11 protein-coding genes and 6 pseudogenes are annotated in these 18748 nt (G+C 61.0%); 15 read left to right on the top strand and 2 right to left on the bottom strand.

What is annotated here, in order from left to right; translation table 11 throughout:
• Nucleotides 1–2: 2 nt before the first annotated feature.
• The 13 genes and pseudogenes from ACZZZP_RS00895 to trpC all read left to right on the top strand — a co-directional run bounded on the left by ACZZZP_RS00895 (nt 3) and on the right by trpC (nt 15372).
• Nucleotides 3–1274 carry a putative bifunctional diguanylate cyclase/phosphodiesterase gene (locus ACZZZP_RS00895; protein WP_463536196.1) on the top strand — a complete coding sequence of 424 codons (1272 nt, stop codon included), beginning with the start codon at nt 3–5 and terminating at the stop codon, nt 1272–1274.
• Between the two features lie 80 nt (nt 1275–1354).
• Nucleotides 1355–3328 (top strand): PAS-domain containing protein, encoded by a 1974-nt coding sequence (locus tag ACZZZP_RS00900; protein ID WP_463536197.1) that lies wholly within the window; start codon nt 1355–1357, stop codon nt 3326–3328.
• Complete coding sequence (locus ACZZZP_RS00905; protein WP_463536923.1) at nt 3321–4781, top strand: ATP-binding protein; 1461 nt, start codon at nt 3321–3323, stop codon at nt 4779–4781. Before ACZZZP_RS00900 ends, ACZZZP_RS00905 begins: the two co-directional genes overlap by 8 nt.
• 228 nt (nt 4782–5009) lie before the next feature.
• On the top strand, nt 5010–6122 hold the full coding sequence (locus tag ACZZZP_RS00910; protein WP_463384560.1) for an ABC transporter ATP-binding protein: 1113 nt from the start codon (nt 5010–5012) through the stop codon (nt 6120–6122).
• 62 nt (nt 6123–6184) lie between these two features.
• Nucleotides 6185–7216, top strand: a complete 1032-nt coding sequence (locus tag ACZZZP_RS00915) for an ABC transporter substrate-binding protein (protein WP_463384561.1) — start codon at nt 6185–6187, stop codon at nt 7214–7216.
• A 200-nt stretch (nt 7217–7416) separates the two neighbouring features.
• Nucleotides 7417–8649, top strand: a pseudogene (locus tag ACZZZP_RS00920) (ABC transporter permease).
• Between the two features lie 14 nt (nt 8650–8663).
• Nucleotides 8664–9491, top strand: a complete 828-nt coding sequence (locus ACZZZP_RS00925; protein ID WP_122497368.1) for an ABC transporter permease — start codon at nt 8664–8666, stop codon at nt 9489–9491.
• Nucleotides 9492–9684: 193 nt separating this feature from the next.
• Nucleotides 9685–10388 (top strand): annotated as a pseudogene (gene rpe, locus ACZZZP_RS00930) (ribulose-phosphate 3-epimerase).
• Nucleotides 10385–11221 carry a phosphoglycolate phosphatase gene (locus ACZZZP_RS00935; protein ID WP_122497364.1) on the top strand — a complete coding sequence of 279 codons (837 nt, stop codon included), beginning with the start codon at nt 10385–10387 and terminating at the stop codon, nt 11219–11221. The pseudogene rpe and the gene ACZZZP_RS00935 overlap by 4 nt, the downstream one beginning before the upstream one ends.
• A gap of 165 nt (nt 11222–11386) precedes the next feature.
• On the top strand, nt 11387–12889 hold the full coding sequence (gene trpE / locus ACZZZP_RS00940) for an anthranilate synthase component I (protein WP_463384563.1): 1503 nt from the start codon (nt 11387–11389) through the stop codon (nt 12887–12889).
• A 12-nt stretch (nt 12890–12901) separates the two neighbouring features.
• Nucleotides 12902–13498: pseudogene (locus ACZZZP_RS00945) on the top strand (aminodeoxychorismate/anthranilate synthase component II); the annotation flags it as partial.
• Nucleotides 13494–14546 (top strand): annotated as a pseudogene (gene trpD, locus ACZZZP_RS00950) (anthranilate phosphoribosyltransferase). The pseudogenes ACZZZP_RS00945 and trpD, both read left to right, overlap by 5 nt.
• Nucleotides 14543–15372 (top strand): annotated as a pseudogene (trpC, locus tag ACZZZP_RS00955) (indole-3-glycerol phosphate synthase TrpC). Before trpD ends, trpC begins: the two co-directional pseudogenes overlap by 4 nt.
• Nucleotides 15373–15528: 156 nt before the next feature.
• Here trpC and crp read toward each other — a convergent pair.
• Entirely contained in the window at nt 15529–16173 is a 645-nt protein-coding gene (gene crp / locus ACZZZP_RS00960) for a cAMP-activated global transcriptional regulator CRP (RefSeq protein ID WP_108099316.1), read from the bottom strand.
• Nucleotides 16174–16410: 237 nt separating this feature from the next.
• On the opposite strand from crp, the gene ACZZZP_RS00965 reads away from it, so the two are divergent.
• Nucleotides 16411–16833, top strand: coding sequence for an OsmC family protein (locus tag ACZZZP_RS00965; protein ID WP_108099318.1), 423 nt, complete (start codon nt 16411–16413; stop codon nt 16831–16833).
• 265 nt (nt 16834–17098) lie between these two features.
• Nucleotides 17099–17892 (top strand): annotated as a pseudogene (gene speD / locus ACZZZP_RS00970) (adenosylmethionine decarboxylase).
• Between the two features lie 126 nt (nt 17893–18018).
• Here speD and coq7 read toward each other — a convergent pair.
• On the bottom strand, nt 18019–18666 hold the full coding sequence (gene coq7, locus ACZZZP_RS00975) for a 2-polyprenyl-3-methyl-6-methoxy-1,4-benzoquinone monooxygenase (protein ID WP_463384567.1): 648 nt from the start codon (nt 18664–18666) through the stop codon (nt 18019–18021).
• Nucleotides 18667–18748: the final 82 nt, after the last annotated feature.

Here is an 18748-nt window from a genome sequence, read left to right on the forward strand (position 1 = left end):
CCTTGGTCACCCGGTCGGCGATGCGCTGCTGCGCGAAGTCACCACGCGGCCTGGCCGGCTGCCTGCGCGCCGAAGACACCCTGGCGCGCCTGGGCGGCGACGAGTTTGTGGTGCTGCTGGAAAGCATCGGCGACAACCCGGAAATCGCCGGCGAACACGCGGCCGACGTCGGCGAAAAGCTGCTGCAAAGCTTGCTCGGCAGCTACCACATCGACGGCCACGAACTGTCCATCAGCGCCAGCATCGGCATTGCCCTGCACCCGGTGGGCGACCAGGGCGCCGCCGATGTGCTGAAACAGGCCGACACCGCCATGTACCGCGCCAAGCGCGGCGGACGCAACGCGCTGCACTTCTTTGCCCCGGCCATGCAGGCGGCCATCGACCAGCGCCTGCAACTGCAAGGCGAACTGCGCCAAGCGATTGCCCGCGACCAACTGCACCTGGCGTTTCAGCCGCAGCTGGACCTGAAGACCGGCAAGGTGGTGGGCGCCGAAGTCCTGCTGCGCTGGACTCATCCCGAACGCGGCGAAATTCCGCCCGCGCAGTTCATTCCCCTGGCCGAAGAAACCGGACTGATTCTGGACATCGGCGCCTGGGTACTTGATGAAGCGTGCGCCGCGCTCGCGCGTTGGCACTGGCGATTGCCGGAGCTGGTGCTGGCCGTCAACCTCAGCCCCCATGAACTGCGTCAGTTCGACGTGGTGCAACGCGTGGCCGACTGCCTCAATCGCTACGACCTGCCCGCCAGCGTGCTGGAGCTGGAAATTACCGAAGGCGTGCTGCTCGAAGACGTCGACCAATGCATCGCCGCCATGCAGGCGTTGAAAGCGCTCGGCGTGCGCTTCGCCATCGACGACTTCGGCACCGGCTATTCCTCGCTCACCTACCTCAAACGGTTGCCGCTGGACCGACTGAAAGTGGACCGCAGCTTCGTCAACGACCTGCCCGACGATGCCAGCGGAATGATGCTGGTCGAAACCATCCTGATGATCGCCCGCAACCTCGGCCTGGAATGCGTGGCCGAAGGCATCGAAAACTCCGCACAGTTCGAGAGCCTGCGCGGGCTCGATTGCGCGTTGGGTCAGGGCTTCTTTTTCAGCCAACCATTGAGTGAGGAAGAGTTTCTGACGCGTGGTTGCAGCAGCGGGGTAGCTAGCCAAAAGCGCGATCTGTTTTGTAGGAGCCAGCTTGCTGGCGAACCCTGCAAATGCCGGTCGCGAATGGTGTTTGCAGGGTTCGCGACCAAGGTCGCTCCTACAATAATCCGTGCCTAACACGCTGCTATCAATTTGCCTCCATTCACGCTTTTGCGTAGCGTGCATTCCCTCTACATCCCCCACGCTGCGAGGCCTCCGTGGCTGCTCTTCGTCTGCTGCTGTTGTCGCTGTTGCTGGCGTGTTCTGCCTCTGCGTGGGCGGGGTATCCGGGGTCGGTGGATTTGCGTGCCTGGTCGCCAGACGCCGAGCCGATGCGCATCATGAATGGCCAATGGCTGCTGACCTGGCGCGACGGTGCCCATGCGCCGCAGCGGGTGACGTTGCCGTTTACCTGGCACAACGGCACGCCGACCTGGTGGGGCGAGGTTGGGTTCGGCCGGGTGGAGTTCAGCACGCAGCTGTTGCTGCCGGTCTCCAACGAACCGCTGGCGTTGTATATCGATGCGCTGAAATCCGCCGGGCGCGTGTGGGTCGATGGGCAATTGGTGGCCACGGCCGGCCGTGTCGGTGAGGCCGATGTCGAGCAGGCGCGTATCCGCCCGCTGTTGATTCCTCTGCCCATCGGTGCCGACAGCGTGTTGGTGCGCATCGAGGTGTCGAACCACTTCCACCGCGAAGGCGGCATCGACATGCCGATTCTGGTGGGCGCTCGCAATTACCTCGAACACCGCGCCGCTATTGGCCAGGGCGTGCAGTTGTTCACGCTGGGTGGCTGCATTCTGATGGCGTTCTATCTGTTGCTGCTGGGCAGTTGGAACAGTCAGCAAATGCTCAGCGGCCCGTTCAGTTTGATGCTCGGTTTGGCGGCGATGAGCGCGGCGGCCAACAGCAGCTTGATGGACAGCCTCGACCTGCCCACCAGCCTGATCTATCACATCAAATACATCTGCCAGATTCTCTACCCGGCGATATATGCGCTGCTGCTGCGCCGGCTGTTTCCGGAAGAGTCGAGCCTGATTGTGGCGCGCGCGCTGTTGGCGATTGCGGTGGTGATCACGCTGCTGATTCTGCTCACCCCGCCCGCGCTGTTCACCGGCACGCGCGAGTTGGCGGCGGTGTTGGTGGTGGGCTCGTGTATCTACTTTCTCAGCAACATCATTCACGCCGTGCTGCGCCATCGCGACGGTGCGCAGAGCATTTTGCTGGGCATGTTGGTGGTCACCGCAGCGGTGTGCAACGACGTGCTGCTGTACACCGAAGGCCTGGTGACGGTTAGCGTATTTCCCCTGGGCGTGCTCGGTTTGCTGTTGTCCCACGGCGTGGTGCTGGGGCAGCGGATGCTGGCGGCGCTGCGGCACAACGTGGAGCTGTCGGACCACCTTCAGCGCCTGAACACGTCGCTGGAGCAGCGTGTAGAACAGCGCACCGCCGTGCTGCGACAGAACCGCGACTTGCTCGACCGCACCCTCGAACACATGGACGCCGCGCTGCTGTCGGTGGACGGCCAGGGCACCATTCTGGCGATCAATCAGCGCTTTCGGCGGCTGTTCGGTATGTCGGCCGAGGTCACCACGCGCGAGCAGTTGCTGGAGCGCTTGCAGCAAGCCGAGCTGGCGCTGGACCCGTGCGAGTGCGCGTTGCTGTTGCCGGCGATTGGTCAGGAGTTGCGCGCCCGTGAAGACCTGCCGCTGGCCAACCGGCTGATTATCGATGTGCGCCGACGCTCGCTGGCGGATGGCGGCTGGGTATCGACCTTTGAAGATGTCACCAGCCAGCGCCTGGCCGAACTCGGCGTGCAGGGCGGCGACATTGGCCATTGGAAATTTGATGTGCACAAGCGTCAGCTGGAAGGCACGGAGCGCTGCTGGAGCATGTTGGGGTATCACAGCGAAGCCATCGGCACGCCCAACTTGCTCAGCCTCAGCCACCCGCAAGATCGCAGCCGGTTACTGAGCGGAAGTGCTGCGTGCACGGCGCGGCAAAGGCGAGCTGCAATGCACCTTGCGCCTGGCCCACAGCAATGGCGACTGGCTGTGGGTGTCGCTGCGCGGGCGCTGCATTCTCGACCGTGCGCAGCGGCCGCGGTATTGGATTGGCGTGATCGAAGACATCGACCGCGAGGTGTGCGCGCAACTCGCGCTGGAGCAGGCACGCGACCAAGCGGTGCGTGAGGCGCGGCAGAACGAAGAACTGCTCGCCACCCTCAGCCACGAATTGCGCACGCCGCTGGTGGCGATTCAAGGGCACATTTCCCTGCTGCTTGATCAGCATGAACTGCAAGTGGCGATGCGCCGACGGCTCGACACCGTGCAGAACGCCTCGCGTAACCTCACCGATGTGCTAGACGGCTTACTGGCGCTGGCCCGCAGCGAAACCGCCAAGTTGCCGCTGCGCGTGCCGTTCGACCTGGCCGCGCTGGTGCGCGAGTGCGTCGAGGTGATGCGCCTGCAAGCCGGGGCCAAACAGCTGGCGCTCAGTTTGCACATGGATTTGGGCGAGCGCTGCTGGGTGGAAGGCAGCCCGGTGGGCGTGCGGCAGGTGCTCTACAACCTGCTGGGCAACGCCATCAAGTTCACCCAGCAGGGCGGCATCAATGTGCGGGTGCAGGCCGACGCCCAAGGCGAAGGTTTTATTCTGGTGGTCACCGACACCGGCATGGGCATTCCCGATGACTTGCAGTCGCAGGTGTTCGCCGCCTTCACCCGGCTCGACCAGCACAGCCACCAGCCGGGCGTGGGCCTCGGTTTGTACATCGTGCGGCGGCTGGTGCAGCTGCTCGGTGGCGAAATCAGCCTGCAAAGCAGCGTCGGCGTCGGCTCGTGTTTCCGCCTGGCGTTGCCGTGGCCGCCGTTGCTGCGCCACCAGCCGGAGCTGAATCTGGACGTGCCGCTGGACGGCCTGTACGTGTTGCTGGTGGAAGACGTGCCGGTCAGCCGCGAAGTAACCCGCGAGCTGCTGCTGAGCTGGGGCTGCCTGGTGGACACCGCCGTCGACGGCGAAGGCGCCATCGCCAGTTGCCAAGAGCACGACTACGACCTGGTGCTGATGGACATGCGCCTGCCCGACATGGACGGCCTGGAAGCCAGCCGCATCATTCGTCAGCAACAAGGCGATGTCGGCCCGCTGATGGTGGCGCTCACCGCCAACGCCACCGATCTGGACCGCCAGGCCTGCCTGCAAGCCGGGCTTGATGGCGTGCTGGCCAAGCCGCTGCAACGTCGTCACCTACAGGCACTGCTGAGCGGTGAAGACATGTTCGCGCCCTCTGCCGCGGACCTTGCCAGTGGCGACGAACGCGCCCTGGCCGCGCCGCGCTTCGAGCAGTTGCGCCAGTGGCTGGGCGCCAATTTGTTCGACCGCTTGTTGCCCTCGTTTCTGGCATCGCTGGAGGAAGTGCGTGAAGGCGTGCAGGAGTTATTAACCGCGCCGAGCAGTGAGGCGGTGCAGGCACGGCGCAGTGCACTGCTGCACCGTTTGCAGGGCAGCGCGGCTAACTTCGGCTTGCACGGTTTGGCGCGTCAGAGCCTGGCGGCGCAGCGCGGCGACATTGCGCTCGAGGTGCTGCGCGATGTGCTGGACGACCACCTGCGCGTGCTGCGCGCCGAATTGGAACGGGTGGGGTAGGGCGCGCTTTCGCACGGTTTACCTGTTTGCGACCTCAGCAAACCGCGCCGCCGCTCTGGCGCCTGGCGCGTGCGTTTGGCAATACTCAAACGCGCCACGGGGGTAGGGCAATCCTTACCCTCAGACTTCCGCTGCGCTTATAGCAATCTCTCATAGCCGCCGATTTGCGCGCGCGCCAGGCTTCTCTAGCCTTAAGGCACGACGTACAAAATCAAAAAAGGTGGGGTCATGGGCGAGTCGCAAGTGAACGATGTGCTGGTCAGCTTTCGTGGCGTTCAGAAAAGCTACGACGGCGAAAACCTCATCGTCAAAGACCTCAACCTGGACATTCGCAAAGGCGAATTTCTCACCCTGCTGGGGCCGTCCGGCTCGGGCAAAACCACCAGCCTGATGATGCTTGCCGGCTTTGAAACGCCCACCAGTGGCGAAATTCTTCTGGCCGGCCGCGCCATCAATAACGTGCCGCCGCACAAGCGCGACATCGGCATGGTGTTCCAGAACTACGCCTTGTTCCCGCACATGACCGTGGCGGAAAACCTGGCGTTTCCTCTGACCGTGCGTGGCATGAACAAGACCGACGTCAGCGAGCGCGTGAAGCGTGCGTTGTCGATGGTGCAGCTCGACACCTTCCGCAATCGCTACCCCGGCCAGTTGTCCGGCGGCCAGCAGCAACGCGTGGCACTGGCCCGCGCGCTGGTGTTCGAGCCGCAGTTGGTGCTGATGGATGAACCGCTGGGCGCGTTGGATAAACAGCTGCGCGAGCACATGCAGATGGAGATCAAACACCTGCACCAGCGCCTGGGCGTCACTGTGGTGTACGTGACACACGACCAGGGCGAAGCGCTGACCATGTCCGACCGCGTGGCGGTATTCCACCAGGGCGAGATCCAGCAGATCGCGCCGCCGCGCGAACTCTACGAAGAGCCGAAGAACACCTTTGTCGCCAACTTCATCGGCGAGAACAACCGCCTCAATGGCCGCCTGGTCAGCAGCGACGGTGACCGGTGCGTGGTCGAGCTGGCACGTGGCGAGAAGGTCAATGCGCTGGCGGTCAACGTCGGTCAGCCGGGCGAGCCGGTGACCTTGTCGGTGCGCCCCGAGCGCGTGCTGATCAACAGCGCCAGCGACGTGTGCAGCAACCGTTTCTCCGGCCGCGTGGCCGAATTTATCTACCTAGGCGACCACGTGCGTGTGCGCCTGGAGGTGTGTGGCAAGGCCGACTTCTACGTCAAGCAACCCATCGCCGATCTCGATCCGGCGCTGGCGGTGGGCGACGTGGTTCCGCTCGGTTGGCAGGTGGAGCACGTCAGGGCGTTGGATCCGCTATTGGAAACAGCCTGACCGCTTTGAAGTTCGCAGTTTGATAACGCGTCATTCAACCCAGCACTGTGGAGAAAACAACAATGAAACAAGCACTGAAACTCGTCAGCGTGGCACTCGGGTTGGCCGTTGCCAGCCAGGCCATAGCGGCCGATCTGACCGTGATCTCGTTCGGGGGAGCGAACAAGGCCGCGCAAGTCAAAGCGTTCTATGAGCCATGGGAAGCGGCTGGCAAAGGCAAGATCGTGGCCGGTGAGTACAACGGCGAAATGGCCAAGGTCAAAGCCATGGTCGACACCAACAGCGTGTCCTGGGACTTGGTAGAAGTGGAGTCGCCGGAACTGTCGCGCGGCTGCGATGAAGACATGTTCGAAACCCTCGACCCTGCGCTGTTCGGCAACAAGGCCGACTACGTGCCGGGCGCCATTCAAAGCTGCGGCGTGGGCTTCTTCGTATGGTCCACCGTGCTGGCCTACAACGCCGACAAACTGAAAACCGCGCCCACCAGCTGGGCCGATTTCTGGGACACGACAAAATTCCCCGGCAAACGTGGCCTGCGTAAAGGCGCGAAGTACACCCTGGAATTCGCCCTGATGGCCGACGGCGTTGCGCCGAAAGACGTCTACAAAGTACTGGCCAGCAAAGACGGCCAGAACCGCGCCTTCAAAAAACTCGACGAGCTGAAACCGAGCATTCAGTGGTGGGAAGCCGGCGCTCAGCCGCCGCAATACCTGGCCTCCGGCGACGTGGTAATGAGCTCGGCCTACAACGGTCGCATCGCCGCCGTGCAGAAAGAAAGCAACCTGAAAGTGGTCTGGACCGGTGGCATCTACGACTTCGATGCCTGGGCCATTCCGAAGGGTTCGAAGAACGTCGAAGAAGCGAAGAAATTTATCGCCTACTCCGTGCAGCCTGAGCAGCAAAAAATCTACTCGGAAAATATCGCCTACGGCCCGGCCAACTCCAAAGCCGTTGCCCTGCTGGACAAAGGCATCCTGAAAGACATGCCGACCACACCGGAAAACATCGCCGATCAAGTGCAGATCGACGTGACCTTCTGGGCCGACAACGGCGAGCAGTTGGAGCAGCGCTTCAACTCGTGGGCTGCCAAGTAATCTGCTGGGTATGAGCAAGCACGCCGCCTGCATTTATGCAGGTGGCGCTTAAGCGATGCTCGCGAAACGTAGCGAGCGAAGGATAGGCAAGGCAAAAACAGGCGAGTAAGCGGAGTTGGCTGTAGCCAATGAGCATTGCGAGTCTGTTTTTAACGCCGCATAGCCGAGCGCAGTAGTTTCATTTCTCTGGAGTAGCCCATATGGCCGTCGCCATTCCTGAAACCACCTTAAAGCAACGCCTCGCGCGTGCCGAGCGGGTCAATCGCCTCAAGGCGCAAGCGCTGATCGCGCCGCTGGTGCTGTTTCTGCTCCTGGTGTTTCTGGTGCCGATTGTTGCGCTGCTCTACAAAAGCGTCGCCAACCCCGAAGTGGTCAACGGCTTGCCGCGCACCGTGGTGGCGGTGGCAGAGTGGGATGGCAAAGGCTTGCCGGCTGAGCCGGTGTACAAAGCCATCAGTGAAGACCTGGGCGAAGCCCGGAAAAACCAAGTCTTGGGCGATTTGTCCAAGCGTCTGAATATGGAATCGGCCGGCTACCGCAGCCTGCTGATGAAAACTGCCCGAGCGCTGCCGTTCGCCGAAGCGCCGGCTTCTTACAAAGAAGCGCTGGAAGGATTGGATGAGCGCTGGGGCGATCCGGCCTACTGGCAGGTGATTCGCCGCAACACCTCAAGCGTCACGCCGTACTACTTGCTGGCGGCCGTGGATCACCGCATCGACGACGTCGGCGAAGTGGCTCCCGCCACGCCGGACCGAGTTAGTTTACCTCGATATTTTTGCCCGCACCTTCTGGATGGGCCTGGTGATCACCGCCATCTGCCTGGTGCTGGCCTATCCGCTGGCGTATCTGTTGGCCAACCTGCCGTCGCGCCAGAGCAACCTGTTGATGATTCTGGTGCTGCTGCCGTTCTGGACGTCGATTCTGGTGCGCGTGGCTGCGTGGATTGTGCTGCTGCAATCGGGCGGCCTGATCAACAGCGCGCTGATGGCGGTCGGCATTATCGATAAGCCGTTGGAGTTGGTGTTCAACCGTTCCGGTGTGTACATCGCCATGGTGCATATCATGCTGCCGTTTATGATTTTGCCGATCTACAGCGTGATGAAGGGCATCTCGCCCACCTACATGCGTGCGGCAATTTCCTCGGCTGCCACCCGTTTGCCAGCTTCTGGCGCGTGTACTTCCCGCAAACCCTGGCCGGTGTCGGCGCCGGTTGCCTGCTGGTGTTCATTCTCGCCATTGGCTACTACATCACCCCGGCGCTGCTGGGCAGCCCGAGCGATCAGATGGTCAGCTATTTCGTGGCCTTCTACACCAACACCAGCATCAACTGGGGCATGGCCACGGCGCTCGGCGGCTTGCTGCTGTTCGCGACCCTGGCCCTTTACGTGGTGTATAGCTGGCTGGTGGGCGCAAGCCGCCTGCGCCTGAGCTGATTAGGAGAACTCTGATGCAAAGCCCTTATATGTCTCCGATCGAGCGCGTTTGGTACTACGCCCTTCGTGGCCTGTGCGCGCTGGTGCTGCTGTTTCTGATTCTGCCGGTGCTGGTGATCGTGCCGCTGTCGTTTAACTCCGGCAGTTTTCTGGTGTACCCGCTGCAAGGGTTCTCGCTGCATTGGTACCAAGACTTCTTCGCCTCGGCCGACTGGATGCGTTCGCTGAAAAACAGCCTGATCGTGGCACCGGCCGCCACCGTGCTGGCCATGGTGTTCGGCACCCTCGCTGCCATTGGGCTAACCCGTGGCGAATTTCGCGGCAAGGCGCTGGTGATGAGCCTGGTGATTTCACCGATGGTGGTGCCGGTGGTGATTGTCGGCGTCGCCAGTTATCTGTTCTTCGCGCCGCTGGGCTTGGGCAACAGCTACCTGTCGCTGATCGTGGTGCATGCGGTGTTGGGCGTGCCGTTCGTGATCATCACCGTGTCGGCGACCTTGCAAGGCTTCAACTACAACCTGGTGCGCGCAGCGGCCAGCCTCGGGGCGTCGCCGCTCACCGCCTTTCGCCGAGTGACCTTGCCGCTGATTGCACCGGGCGTGATCTCCGGCGCCTTGTTCGCCTTTGCCACCTCGTTTGACGAAGTGGTGGTGACGCTGTTCCTCGCCGGGCCTGGCCAGGCGACCTTGCCTCGGCAGATGTTCAGCGGCATCCGCGAAAACCTCAGCCCCACCATTGCGGCGGCGGCGACGTTGCTGATTGGGTTTTCGATTGTGTTGTTGCTGACGTTGGAGTGGTTGCGGGGGCGGAGTGAGAAGTTGCGGACTTCGGCTAGTGAGTAGGAAGGTTGGGTTTGCCTGTTCCAGGAAATCGAGGCTAAAGCCTCTCCCACAGGGGGCGGTCGTTCGCCGTGGGGAAACTGAAAACTGAAAACTGAAAGCTGCAGGAGCGGCTTCAGCCGCGATGCTGTTGAGGTTGCCTGTTAAGCCTGCATGGCCGACGCCCAGGAGGTCGGTTGGTAAAACCTCGGGTACAATGCGCGCCTTGATTTTGTCCGAGGTGCGCCATGCAACCTTCGCTATTGCCCCATCCATTCTCTCCGCCGACTTCGCCCGCCTGGGCGAGGAGGTGGACAACGTTCTGGCCGCTGGCGCCGACATCGTGCACTTCGATGTCATGGACAACCACTACGTGCCCAACCTCACCATCGGCCCGATGGTCTGCTCGGCGCTGCGCAAGTACGGCGTTACAGCTCCTATCGATGTGCACCTGATGGTCTCGCCGGTTGATCGCATCATTGGCGACTTTATCGAAGCCGGCGCCACGTACATCACCTTTCACCCTGAAGCCAGTCAGCACATCGACCGCTCGTTGCAGTTGATCAAGGCGGGCGGCTGCAAGGCGGGCCTGGTGTTCAACCCCGCCACCTCGCTGGACAGCCTCAAGTACGTGATGGACAAGGTCGACATGATCCTGCTCATGAGCGTGAACCCAGGCTTTGGTGGGCAGAAGTTCATCCCCGGCACGCTGGATAAACTGCGCGAAGCCCGCGCCCTGATCGAAGCCTCTGGCCGCGACATTCGCCTGGAAATCGACGGTCGTGAACGTTCAGAACATTCGCGAAATCGCAGCGGCAGGTGCCGACACCTTTGTAGCCGGTTCGGCCATTTTCAACACACCGGATTAGCGCGGCCGTCATCGCCCAGATGCGCGCCGAACTGGCGCTCGCGCGCCCATGAGTGGCTTTGCGCAGGTGCTCGGCGGGCGCTTACCGCGCCTGGTGATGTTCGACCTGGACGGCACCCTGATCGACTCGGTGCCCGACCTTGCCGCCGCCGTTGACCACATGCTTATTCAGCTCAACCGCCCGACAGCGGGCGCCGAGCAGGTTCGTACCTGGGTCGGCAACGGCGTGCGGGTGCTGGTGCGTCGCGCCCTGGCTGGCAGCATCGACCACGCAGCGGTGAGCGATGAAGACACCGAGCAGGCGCTGGCGATTTTCATGGAGCTGTACGCCGACAACCACTCGCTGTCCAAGCTTTACCCAGGCGTGCGCGAAACGCTGAAATGGCTGAAAAGCCAAGGCATCGAGATGGCGCTGATCACCAACAAACCGGAGCGCTTTGTCGGTCCGCTGTTGGATGAAATGCGCATTGGCCGTTACTTCCGCTGGATCATTGGCGGCGACACGCTGCCTCAGCAAAAGCCCGATCCGGCTGCGCTGAATGTGGTCATGCAAATGGCCGAAGTGTCGCCGGGCGAAGCGGTGTTTGTTGGCGACTCGCGCACCGATGTGCAAGCCGCCAAAGCCGCCGGTGTGCTGTGTGTGGCGCTGAGTTATGGCTACAACCATGGTCGGCCGATTGCCGAGGAAGAACCGGCACTGGTGATCGACGATCTGCGCGAACTGCTGCCCGATTGCGCCGAATCGGCCGCTGAGATAATGTTGCCCGACGCCGTCAAATCCCCCCGCCAAAGAGATGCCATCGTGGTGGTCACCCGCAAACACTGGTTCGTCAAATCCGGGATGAAAATCCTCAAGGCCCTGGCCCGCTGGCGTTGGCGCGCCTGATCCGAGCCTGGCCGCAAGGCCTGCGTGTTTGCCATTACGACCCTAAACCTGAGCAAGACGGACGCGAGTACCCCCCTACAGGGCGCGCAGTGAGTAACTGCCAATAGCCCGAGCGGCTCGCGATCCCGGCCAGGTTTTTACCCCTCAAGCCATGAGGCTGTTTACATGATCCGCGAAGAATTCCTGCGCCTGGCCGCTGACGGCTACAACCGCATTCCCCTTGCCTGTGAAACCCTGGCCGACTTCGACACACCGCTGTCGATCTACCTCAAGCTGGCCGACCAGCCCAACTCCTATTTGCTCGAGTCCGTACAGGGCGGCGAGAAGTGGGGGCGTTACTCGATCATCGGCCTGCCGTGCCGTACCGTGTTGCGAGTGCATGGCCATCACATTAGCGTGACCCACGACGGCGTCGAAATCGAAAGCCTGGAAAGTGAAGACCCGCTGGCCTTTGTCGAAACCTTTAAAGCCCGCTACAACGTGCCGACCATCGCTGGCCTGCCGCGCTTCAACGGCGGCCTCGTCGGTTACTTCGGCTACGACTGCGTGCGCTATGTGGAAAAACGCCTGGGCGCCTGCCCAAACCCGGACCCGATTGGCGTGCCGGACATTCTGCTGATGGTCTCCGACGCCGTGGTGGTGTTCGACAACCTGGCCGGCAAGATGCACGCGATTGTGCTGGCCGACCCGGCGCAAGCCGACGCTTACGAAAACGGTCTGGCGCGCCTGGAAGAGTTGCTGGAAAAGCTGCGCCAGCCGATCACCCCGCGTCGCGGTTTGGACTTCACCAAAGAGTCCGGCATCGAGCCCAATTTCCGCTCCAGTTTTACCCGCGAGGACTACGAGCGTTCGGTCGACACCATCAAGGAATACATCCTGGCTGGCGACTGCATGCAGGTGGTGCCGTCGCAGCGCATGTCCATCGACTTCAAAGCCGCGCCTATCGACTTGTACCGGGCGCTACGCTGCTTTAACCCGACGCCCTACATGTACTTCTTCAACTTCGGCGATTTCCATGTCGTCGGCAGTTCGCCCGAAGTGCTGGTGCGCGTTGAAGACAACCTGATCACCGTGCGCCCCATCGCCGGCACGCGTCCGCGCGGCGCCACCGAAGAGGCCGACCGCGCGCTGGAAGAAGACCTGCTGGCCGACGCCAAGGAGATTGCCGAGCACCTGATGCTGATCGACCTTGGGCGCAACGATACCGGTCGGGTTTCCGAAATCGGTACGGTTAAGCTCACCGAAAAGATGGTGATCGAGCGCTATTCCAACGTGATGCACATCGTCTCCAACGTCACCGGCCAACTGAAAAACGGGCTGACGGCCATGGACGCGCTGCGGGCGATTTTGCCGGCGGGCACGTTGTCTGGTGCGCCGAAGATTCGCGCCATGGAAATCATCGACGAACTGGAGCCAGTCAAGCGCGGCGTGTACGGCGGCGCGGTGGGTTACCTGGCCTGGAACGGCAACATGGACACCGCCATTGCCATTCGTACCGCCGTGATCAAAAACGGTGAGCTGCATGTGCAAGCCGGTGGCGGCATCGTCGCCGATTCGGTGCCGGCGCTGGAGTGGGAAGAAACCCTGAACAAGCGCCGCGCCATGTTCCGCGCGGTCGCCCTGGCTGAACAGACCGTCCCCACTTCTTCCACCGCCACCGACGCCTAAGGAGCACTTGCCATGCTGTTAATGATCGACAACTACGACTCCTTTACCTACAACGTCGTGCAGTACCTGGGCGAGTTGGGCGCGGACGTGAAAGTGGTGCGCAACGATGAGCTCAGCGTGGCTGACGTCGAAGCGTTGAAGCCGGAACGCATCGTGGTATCGCCCGGCCCGTGCACGCCGAGCGAAGCCGGTATTTCCATCGAAGCCATCGAGGACTTCGGCGGCAAACTGCCGATTCTGGGCGTGTGCCTGGGCCATCAAAGCATTGGCCAGGCCTTCGGCGGCGATGTGGTACGCGCCCGCCAGGTAATGCACGGAAAGACCAGCGCGGTGTACCACAACAACACCGGCGTGTTCGAAGGTTTGAAAAACCCACTGACCGTCACCCGCTACCACTCGTTGGTGGTCAAGCTGGACACCTTGCCCGACTGCCCGGAAGTCACGGCCTGGACCCAGCACGAAGACGGCTCGGTGGACGAAATTATGGGCTTGCGCCACAAGACCCTGAACATCGAAGGCGTGCAGTTTCACCCTGAATCGATTCTGTCGGAGCAGGGCCACGAGCTGTTTGCCAACTTCCTCAAACAAAGCGGGGCGTGCGCGCATGAACATCAAAGAAGCCCTCAACCGTGTGGTTGCTCAGCTCGACCTGACCACCGAAGAAATGCAGGACGTCATGCGCGAAATCATGACCGTGACAGTGCACCGACGCGCAGATCGGTGCCTTTCTGATGGGCATGCGCATGAAGAGCGAAACCATCGACGAGATCGTCGGTGCCGTCGCGGTGATGCGCGAACTGGCGGCTCAGGTTGAACTGCCCACGCTCAAACATGTGGTCGACGTAGTCGGCACCGGCGGCGATGGCGCCAACATTTTCAACGTCTCCACGGCAGCGGCTTTTGTCGTTGCGGCGGCCGGCGGCAAGGTGGCCAAGCATGGCAACCGCGCGGTATCGGGGAAAAGCGGCAGCGCCGATCTGCTCGAAGCGGCCGGCATTTATCTGGAACTGACGCCCGTGCAGAGTGGCGCGCCGCATCGACAGCGTTGGGGTTGGTTTTAGTGTTCGCGCAGGTGCACCACAAGGCCATGAAATACGCCGCAGGCCCACGCCGTGAAATGGGCCTGCGCACCTTGTTCAACATGCTCGGCCCGCTGACCAACCCGGCCGGTGTGAAGCACCAGGTGGTCGGCGTGTTCAGTCAGGAACTGTGCCGTCCGCTGGCCGAAGTGCTCAAGCGTCTGGGCAGCGAGCACATTCTGGTGGTGCATTCGCGTGATGGGCTGGACGAATTCAGCCTGGCCGCGCCCACCCATGTGGCGGAACTTAAAGACGGTCAGATCAGCGAATACGATGTGCGTCCGGAAGATTTCGGTATCACCAGCCAAACGCTGATGGGGCTGGAAGTCGCCAGCCCGGCGGCGTCGCTGGAGTTGATTCGCGATGCCCTGGGGCGCCGTAAAACCGAGGCAGGCAGGAAAGCCGGCGACTTGATCGTGCTTAACGCGGGCGCCGCCCTGTATGCCGCCGATTTAGCGACTAGCCTGCATGAAGGGGTGCAGTTGGCCCACGACGCGCTGCACACCGGTTTGGCGCGGGAAAAAATGGAAGAGTTGGCCTCGTTTACGGCGGTGTTCCGCCAGGAGAATCAAGCGTGAGTGTGCCTACCGTCCTGGAAAAAAATTCTGGCCCGTAAAGTCGAAGAAGTCGCCGCGCGTCGTGCAGTGGTGAGCCTGGCCGAGCTGGAGCAACAGGCCCGTACGGCCGATGCACCGCGCGGTTTTGCGGCGGCGTTGCTGGATGCAGCCAAGCGCAAAGAACCCGGCGTAATTGCCGAAATCAAAAAAGCGTCGCCCAGCAAAGGCGTGCTGCGCGAAGACTTCGACCCCGTGGCCACCGCCCAGGAGTTACGAAGCGGGCGGCGCGGCCTGTTTGTCGGTGCTCACCGATATCGACTTCTTTCAGGGCGCTGATCATTACCTGCAGCAAGCTCGCGCGGCCTGTGGCCTGCCGGTGATTCGCAAAGATTTCATGATCGACCCGTATCAGATTGTCGAAGCGCGCGCGCTGGGGGCGGATTGCATTCTGCTGATCGTTTCGGCGCTGGACGACGTGCGCATGGCCGAGCTGGCGGCGGTGGCCAAGTCGGTCAACCTCGACGTTCTGGTGGAAGTGCACGACGGCGAAGAACTCGACCGCGCCTTGAAGGTGCTCGACACGCCACTGGTGGGCGTGAACAACCGCAACCTGCACACCTTTGAAGTGAGCCTGGAAACCACGCTGGATTTACTGCCGCGCATTCCCCGTGACCGCATGGTGATAACCGAGAGCGGCATTCTGAACCGCGCCGACGTGGAGCTGATGGAAATCAGCAACGTGTACGGCTTCCTGGTAGGCGAGGCGTTTATGCGCGCGGCCAATCCGGGGCAGGAATTGCAGCGCTTGTTCTTCCCGGAGCGTAAGGGGCCGGTCAGCATCGATTGATCGTGGCGTTTGTAGAGACGGCTTTAGCCGCGATGCTCTTGAAGTCAAAAAGCATCGCGGCTAAAGCCGCTCCCACAGACATAAAACCGGACAATAAAAAGGCCAGCTCGCAGCTGGCCTTTTTATTGTCCGGTTTTTTATCCGAGCCTTATGGGCTTAGCGGGTGCCGAACACCACCATGGTTTTACCTTTGACGTTGACCAGGCCTTGTTCTTCAAGCGCCTTGAGGACACGTCCGACCATTTCCCGCGAGCAACCGACGATACGGCCGATTTCCTGACGGGTGATTTTGATTTGCATACCGTCCGGGTGCGTCATGGCGTCGGGCTGTTTGCACAGGTCCAACAAGGTGCGTGCCACGCGGCCAGTGACATCAAGAAACGCCAGGTCGCCCACTTTGCGGGTGGTGTTGCGCAGACGCTCAGCCATTTGGCTGCCGAGGGCGTAGAGGATGTCTGGGTCTTGCTGGGTCAGTTCGCGGAACTTGGCGTAGCTCAGTTCAGCCACTTCGCATTCGGTTTTCGCCCGCACCCAGGCGCTGCGTTCTTTCTCGATGCCGTCTTTTTCGAACAGACCCATTTCGCCGAAGAAGTCGCCCGAGTTGAGATAGGCGATGATCATTTCGCGACCGTCATCATCCTCGATAAGAATGGTGACCGAGCCTTTAACAATAAAGAACAACGTCTCGCCGCGATCGCCTGCGTAGATGATGGTGCTTTTGGCGGTGTAACGACGGCGATGACAATGCGCGAGCAGTTTGTCGATGTTCTTGATTTTTGGTGTGAGAGTTATAGCCACCATGCCCTAGCCCCGAAGAAAAAATAAGATGCAACCCTTTGTCTAGCAGCAATTTTTTTATAAGTTATTCGAGCAAGTGTGCCATTAAATTGTCGCCAGCTTAACAGACACTCATGGCCGTTGATCGGTTTTGAGACGTGGCTAACAGTGGCAGCTATCTATCAGCGTTTCTGGCTTGAACTAGTTGGTCTATGAGCTTGTGATAAGCTCCCCGTCCCTTTTAACAGCGGAGGCGTGGCAATGAAAGCGCGGATTCAGTGGGCTGGCGAAGCTCTTTTCCTCGGTGAGTCTGGCAGCGGCCATGTTGTTGTCATGGACGGCCCGCCCGAGAGCGGCGGACGCAACCTGGGCGTGCGTCCCATGGAGATGGTGCTCATCGGCTTAGGCGGCTGCACCAACTACGACGTCGTCAGCATCCTGAAGAAATCCCGACAACCGGTTGAAAGCTGCGAGGCGTTTCTTGAAGCCGAACGCGCGAGCGAAGAGCCAAAAGTGTTCACCAAGATTCACGTGCACTTTGTGGTGAAGGGCCGCGGTTTGAAGGAAGCGCAGGTCAAGCGCGCGGTTGAACTCTCCGCTGAAAAATACTGCTCGGCCTCGATCATGCTCAGCCGCGGTGGCGTGGAAATTACCCACGACTACGAAATCATCGAACTGGGCTGAAAGCCGACACCGAGCGTTCACACAACCAGCGCACACTGGTCCGCATTGCGCGGGTCACACGGTGCTGGCAGCCGGTAACCGACCTCTGCATAATGGCGCCCCTTTTTCCGGGGCGTCGTCTATTGGACACGGCGCCGCGCACCCATACCCAAAATCGCCAAAGCGAAGAGGTGTTAACCGTCCTACGCAGCTGTGTTGTTCACAACTGACGGGCATGCTCGATCACGCGGCCACGCCGCATCGTTAAAAAAGAGAGTTCCTAACGGTGAAAAGCAAACTCAAGCTCCACGGGTTCAATAACCTGACGAAGACCTTGAGCTTCAACATTTATGACATCTGCTACGCGGAAACGCCGGAAGACCAGCAGGCCTACGTTCAGTACATCAATACCGAGTACGACGCAGCGCGGCTGACGCAGATTCTCACGGATGTTGTCGACATTATTGGTGCCAATATCCTCAACATCGCCCGCCAGGATTACGATCCGCAAGGCGCGAGCGTGACCATTCTGATCTCCGAGCAACCGGTCACACCGACTGACAGCCAGATCGAAGAATCCCCGGCCCGCTGCCCGATACCATCCTTGCGCACTTGGATAAAAGCCACATCACCGTGCACACCTACCCGGAAATTCATCCGGTAGATGGCATCGCGACTTTCCGTGTGGACATTGACGTGTCGACCTGCGGCGTAATTTCACCGCTCAAGGCGCTCAACTACCTGATCCACCAGTTCGACTCCGACATCGTCACCGTCGACTACCGCGTGCGCGGTTTTACCCGCGACGTGCAGGGCAAAAAGCACTTCATCGACCACGAGATCAACTCGATCCAGAACTACCTCTCGGACGACACGCAAGCGGCCTATCAAATGACCGACGTGAACGTGTACCAAGAGAACCTGTTCCACACCAAGATGCTGCTCAAAGAGTTCGAGCTGGATAACTACCTGTTTGGCGACGCCACGCAGAACTTGTCGGTCGAACAGCGCGAGACGGTTACCAAGCGCGTGAAGCACGAGATGCTGGAGATCTTCTACGCCAGGAATGTTCCGGTCTGAAGGTCGATCGCGGCTAAAGCCGCTCCCACAGAACCTGTGAGCCTGTGGGAGCGGCTTTAGCCGCGATGCTTTTCAACGCAATAAAAAAGGCGCCCCTGGAGGCGCCTTTTTATTGCTCGGCAAAACCTAGATCCGATACGTACTTTTGGTCATCACCTTCGACAACAAGCTCATCCCGAACTTCACCGGCGTCGGAAAACGGAAGCCACCGGCATCGAGTGCGCTGGCGGAGTGTTGGGCTTCGTCGGTGAGCATCTGCTCCAGAATCGCCCGCGACTTTTCGTCTTCGGCGGGAATCTGCGTCAGGTGCTCGTCCAGGTGTTTGCACACTTGATCTTCGGTGGCGGCAACAAAACCGAGGCTGACTTTGTCGCTGATCAAGCCGGCCACCGCGCCAACACCAAACGACAAACCGTAGAATACCGGATTGAGAATGCTGGTGTGGCTGCCCAGTTCGCGGATGCGTTGTTCGCACCAGGCGAGGTGGTCGATCTCTTCTTCGGCGGCGTGTTCCATGGCTTTGCGTACATGGGGCAACTTGGCGGTCAGCGCCTGGCCTTGGTACAGCGCCTGGGCGCATACCTCGCCGGTGTGGTTGACGCGCATGAGGCCGGCAACGTGGCGGGTGTCGTCGCGGCTCAGTTCGGTATCAGGCTGGGTCAGGCCTGGCGAGGGGCGATACGGATGGCCGCTAAACGGCAGCAAGGTGCGCAGGGCAGCGTCGGCTTGCAGCAACAGGCGGTCGACAGGGGAGTAGTGGCGTTCGGTAGTCATAGGATTACCTCCGGAAAAGTCTGAGGGCAGTTTACTCCAATTCCTCTGCTAGACGGGCGGCTGGCAAGGCGCGCCGTCTTAC

This window comes from Pseudomonas sp. AC211, assembly GCF_979258055.1.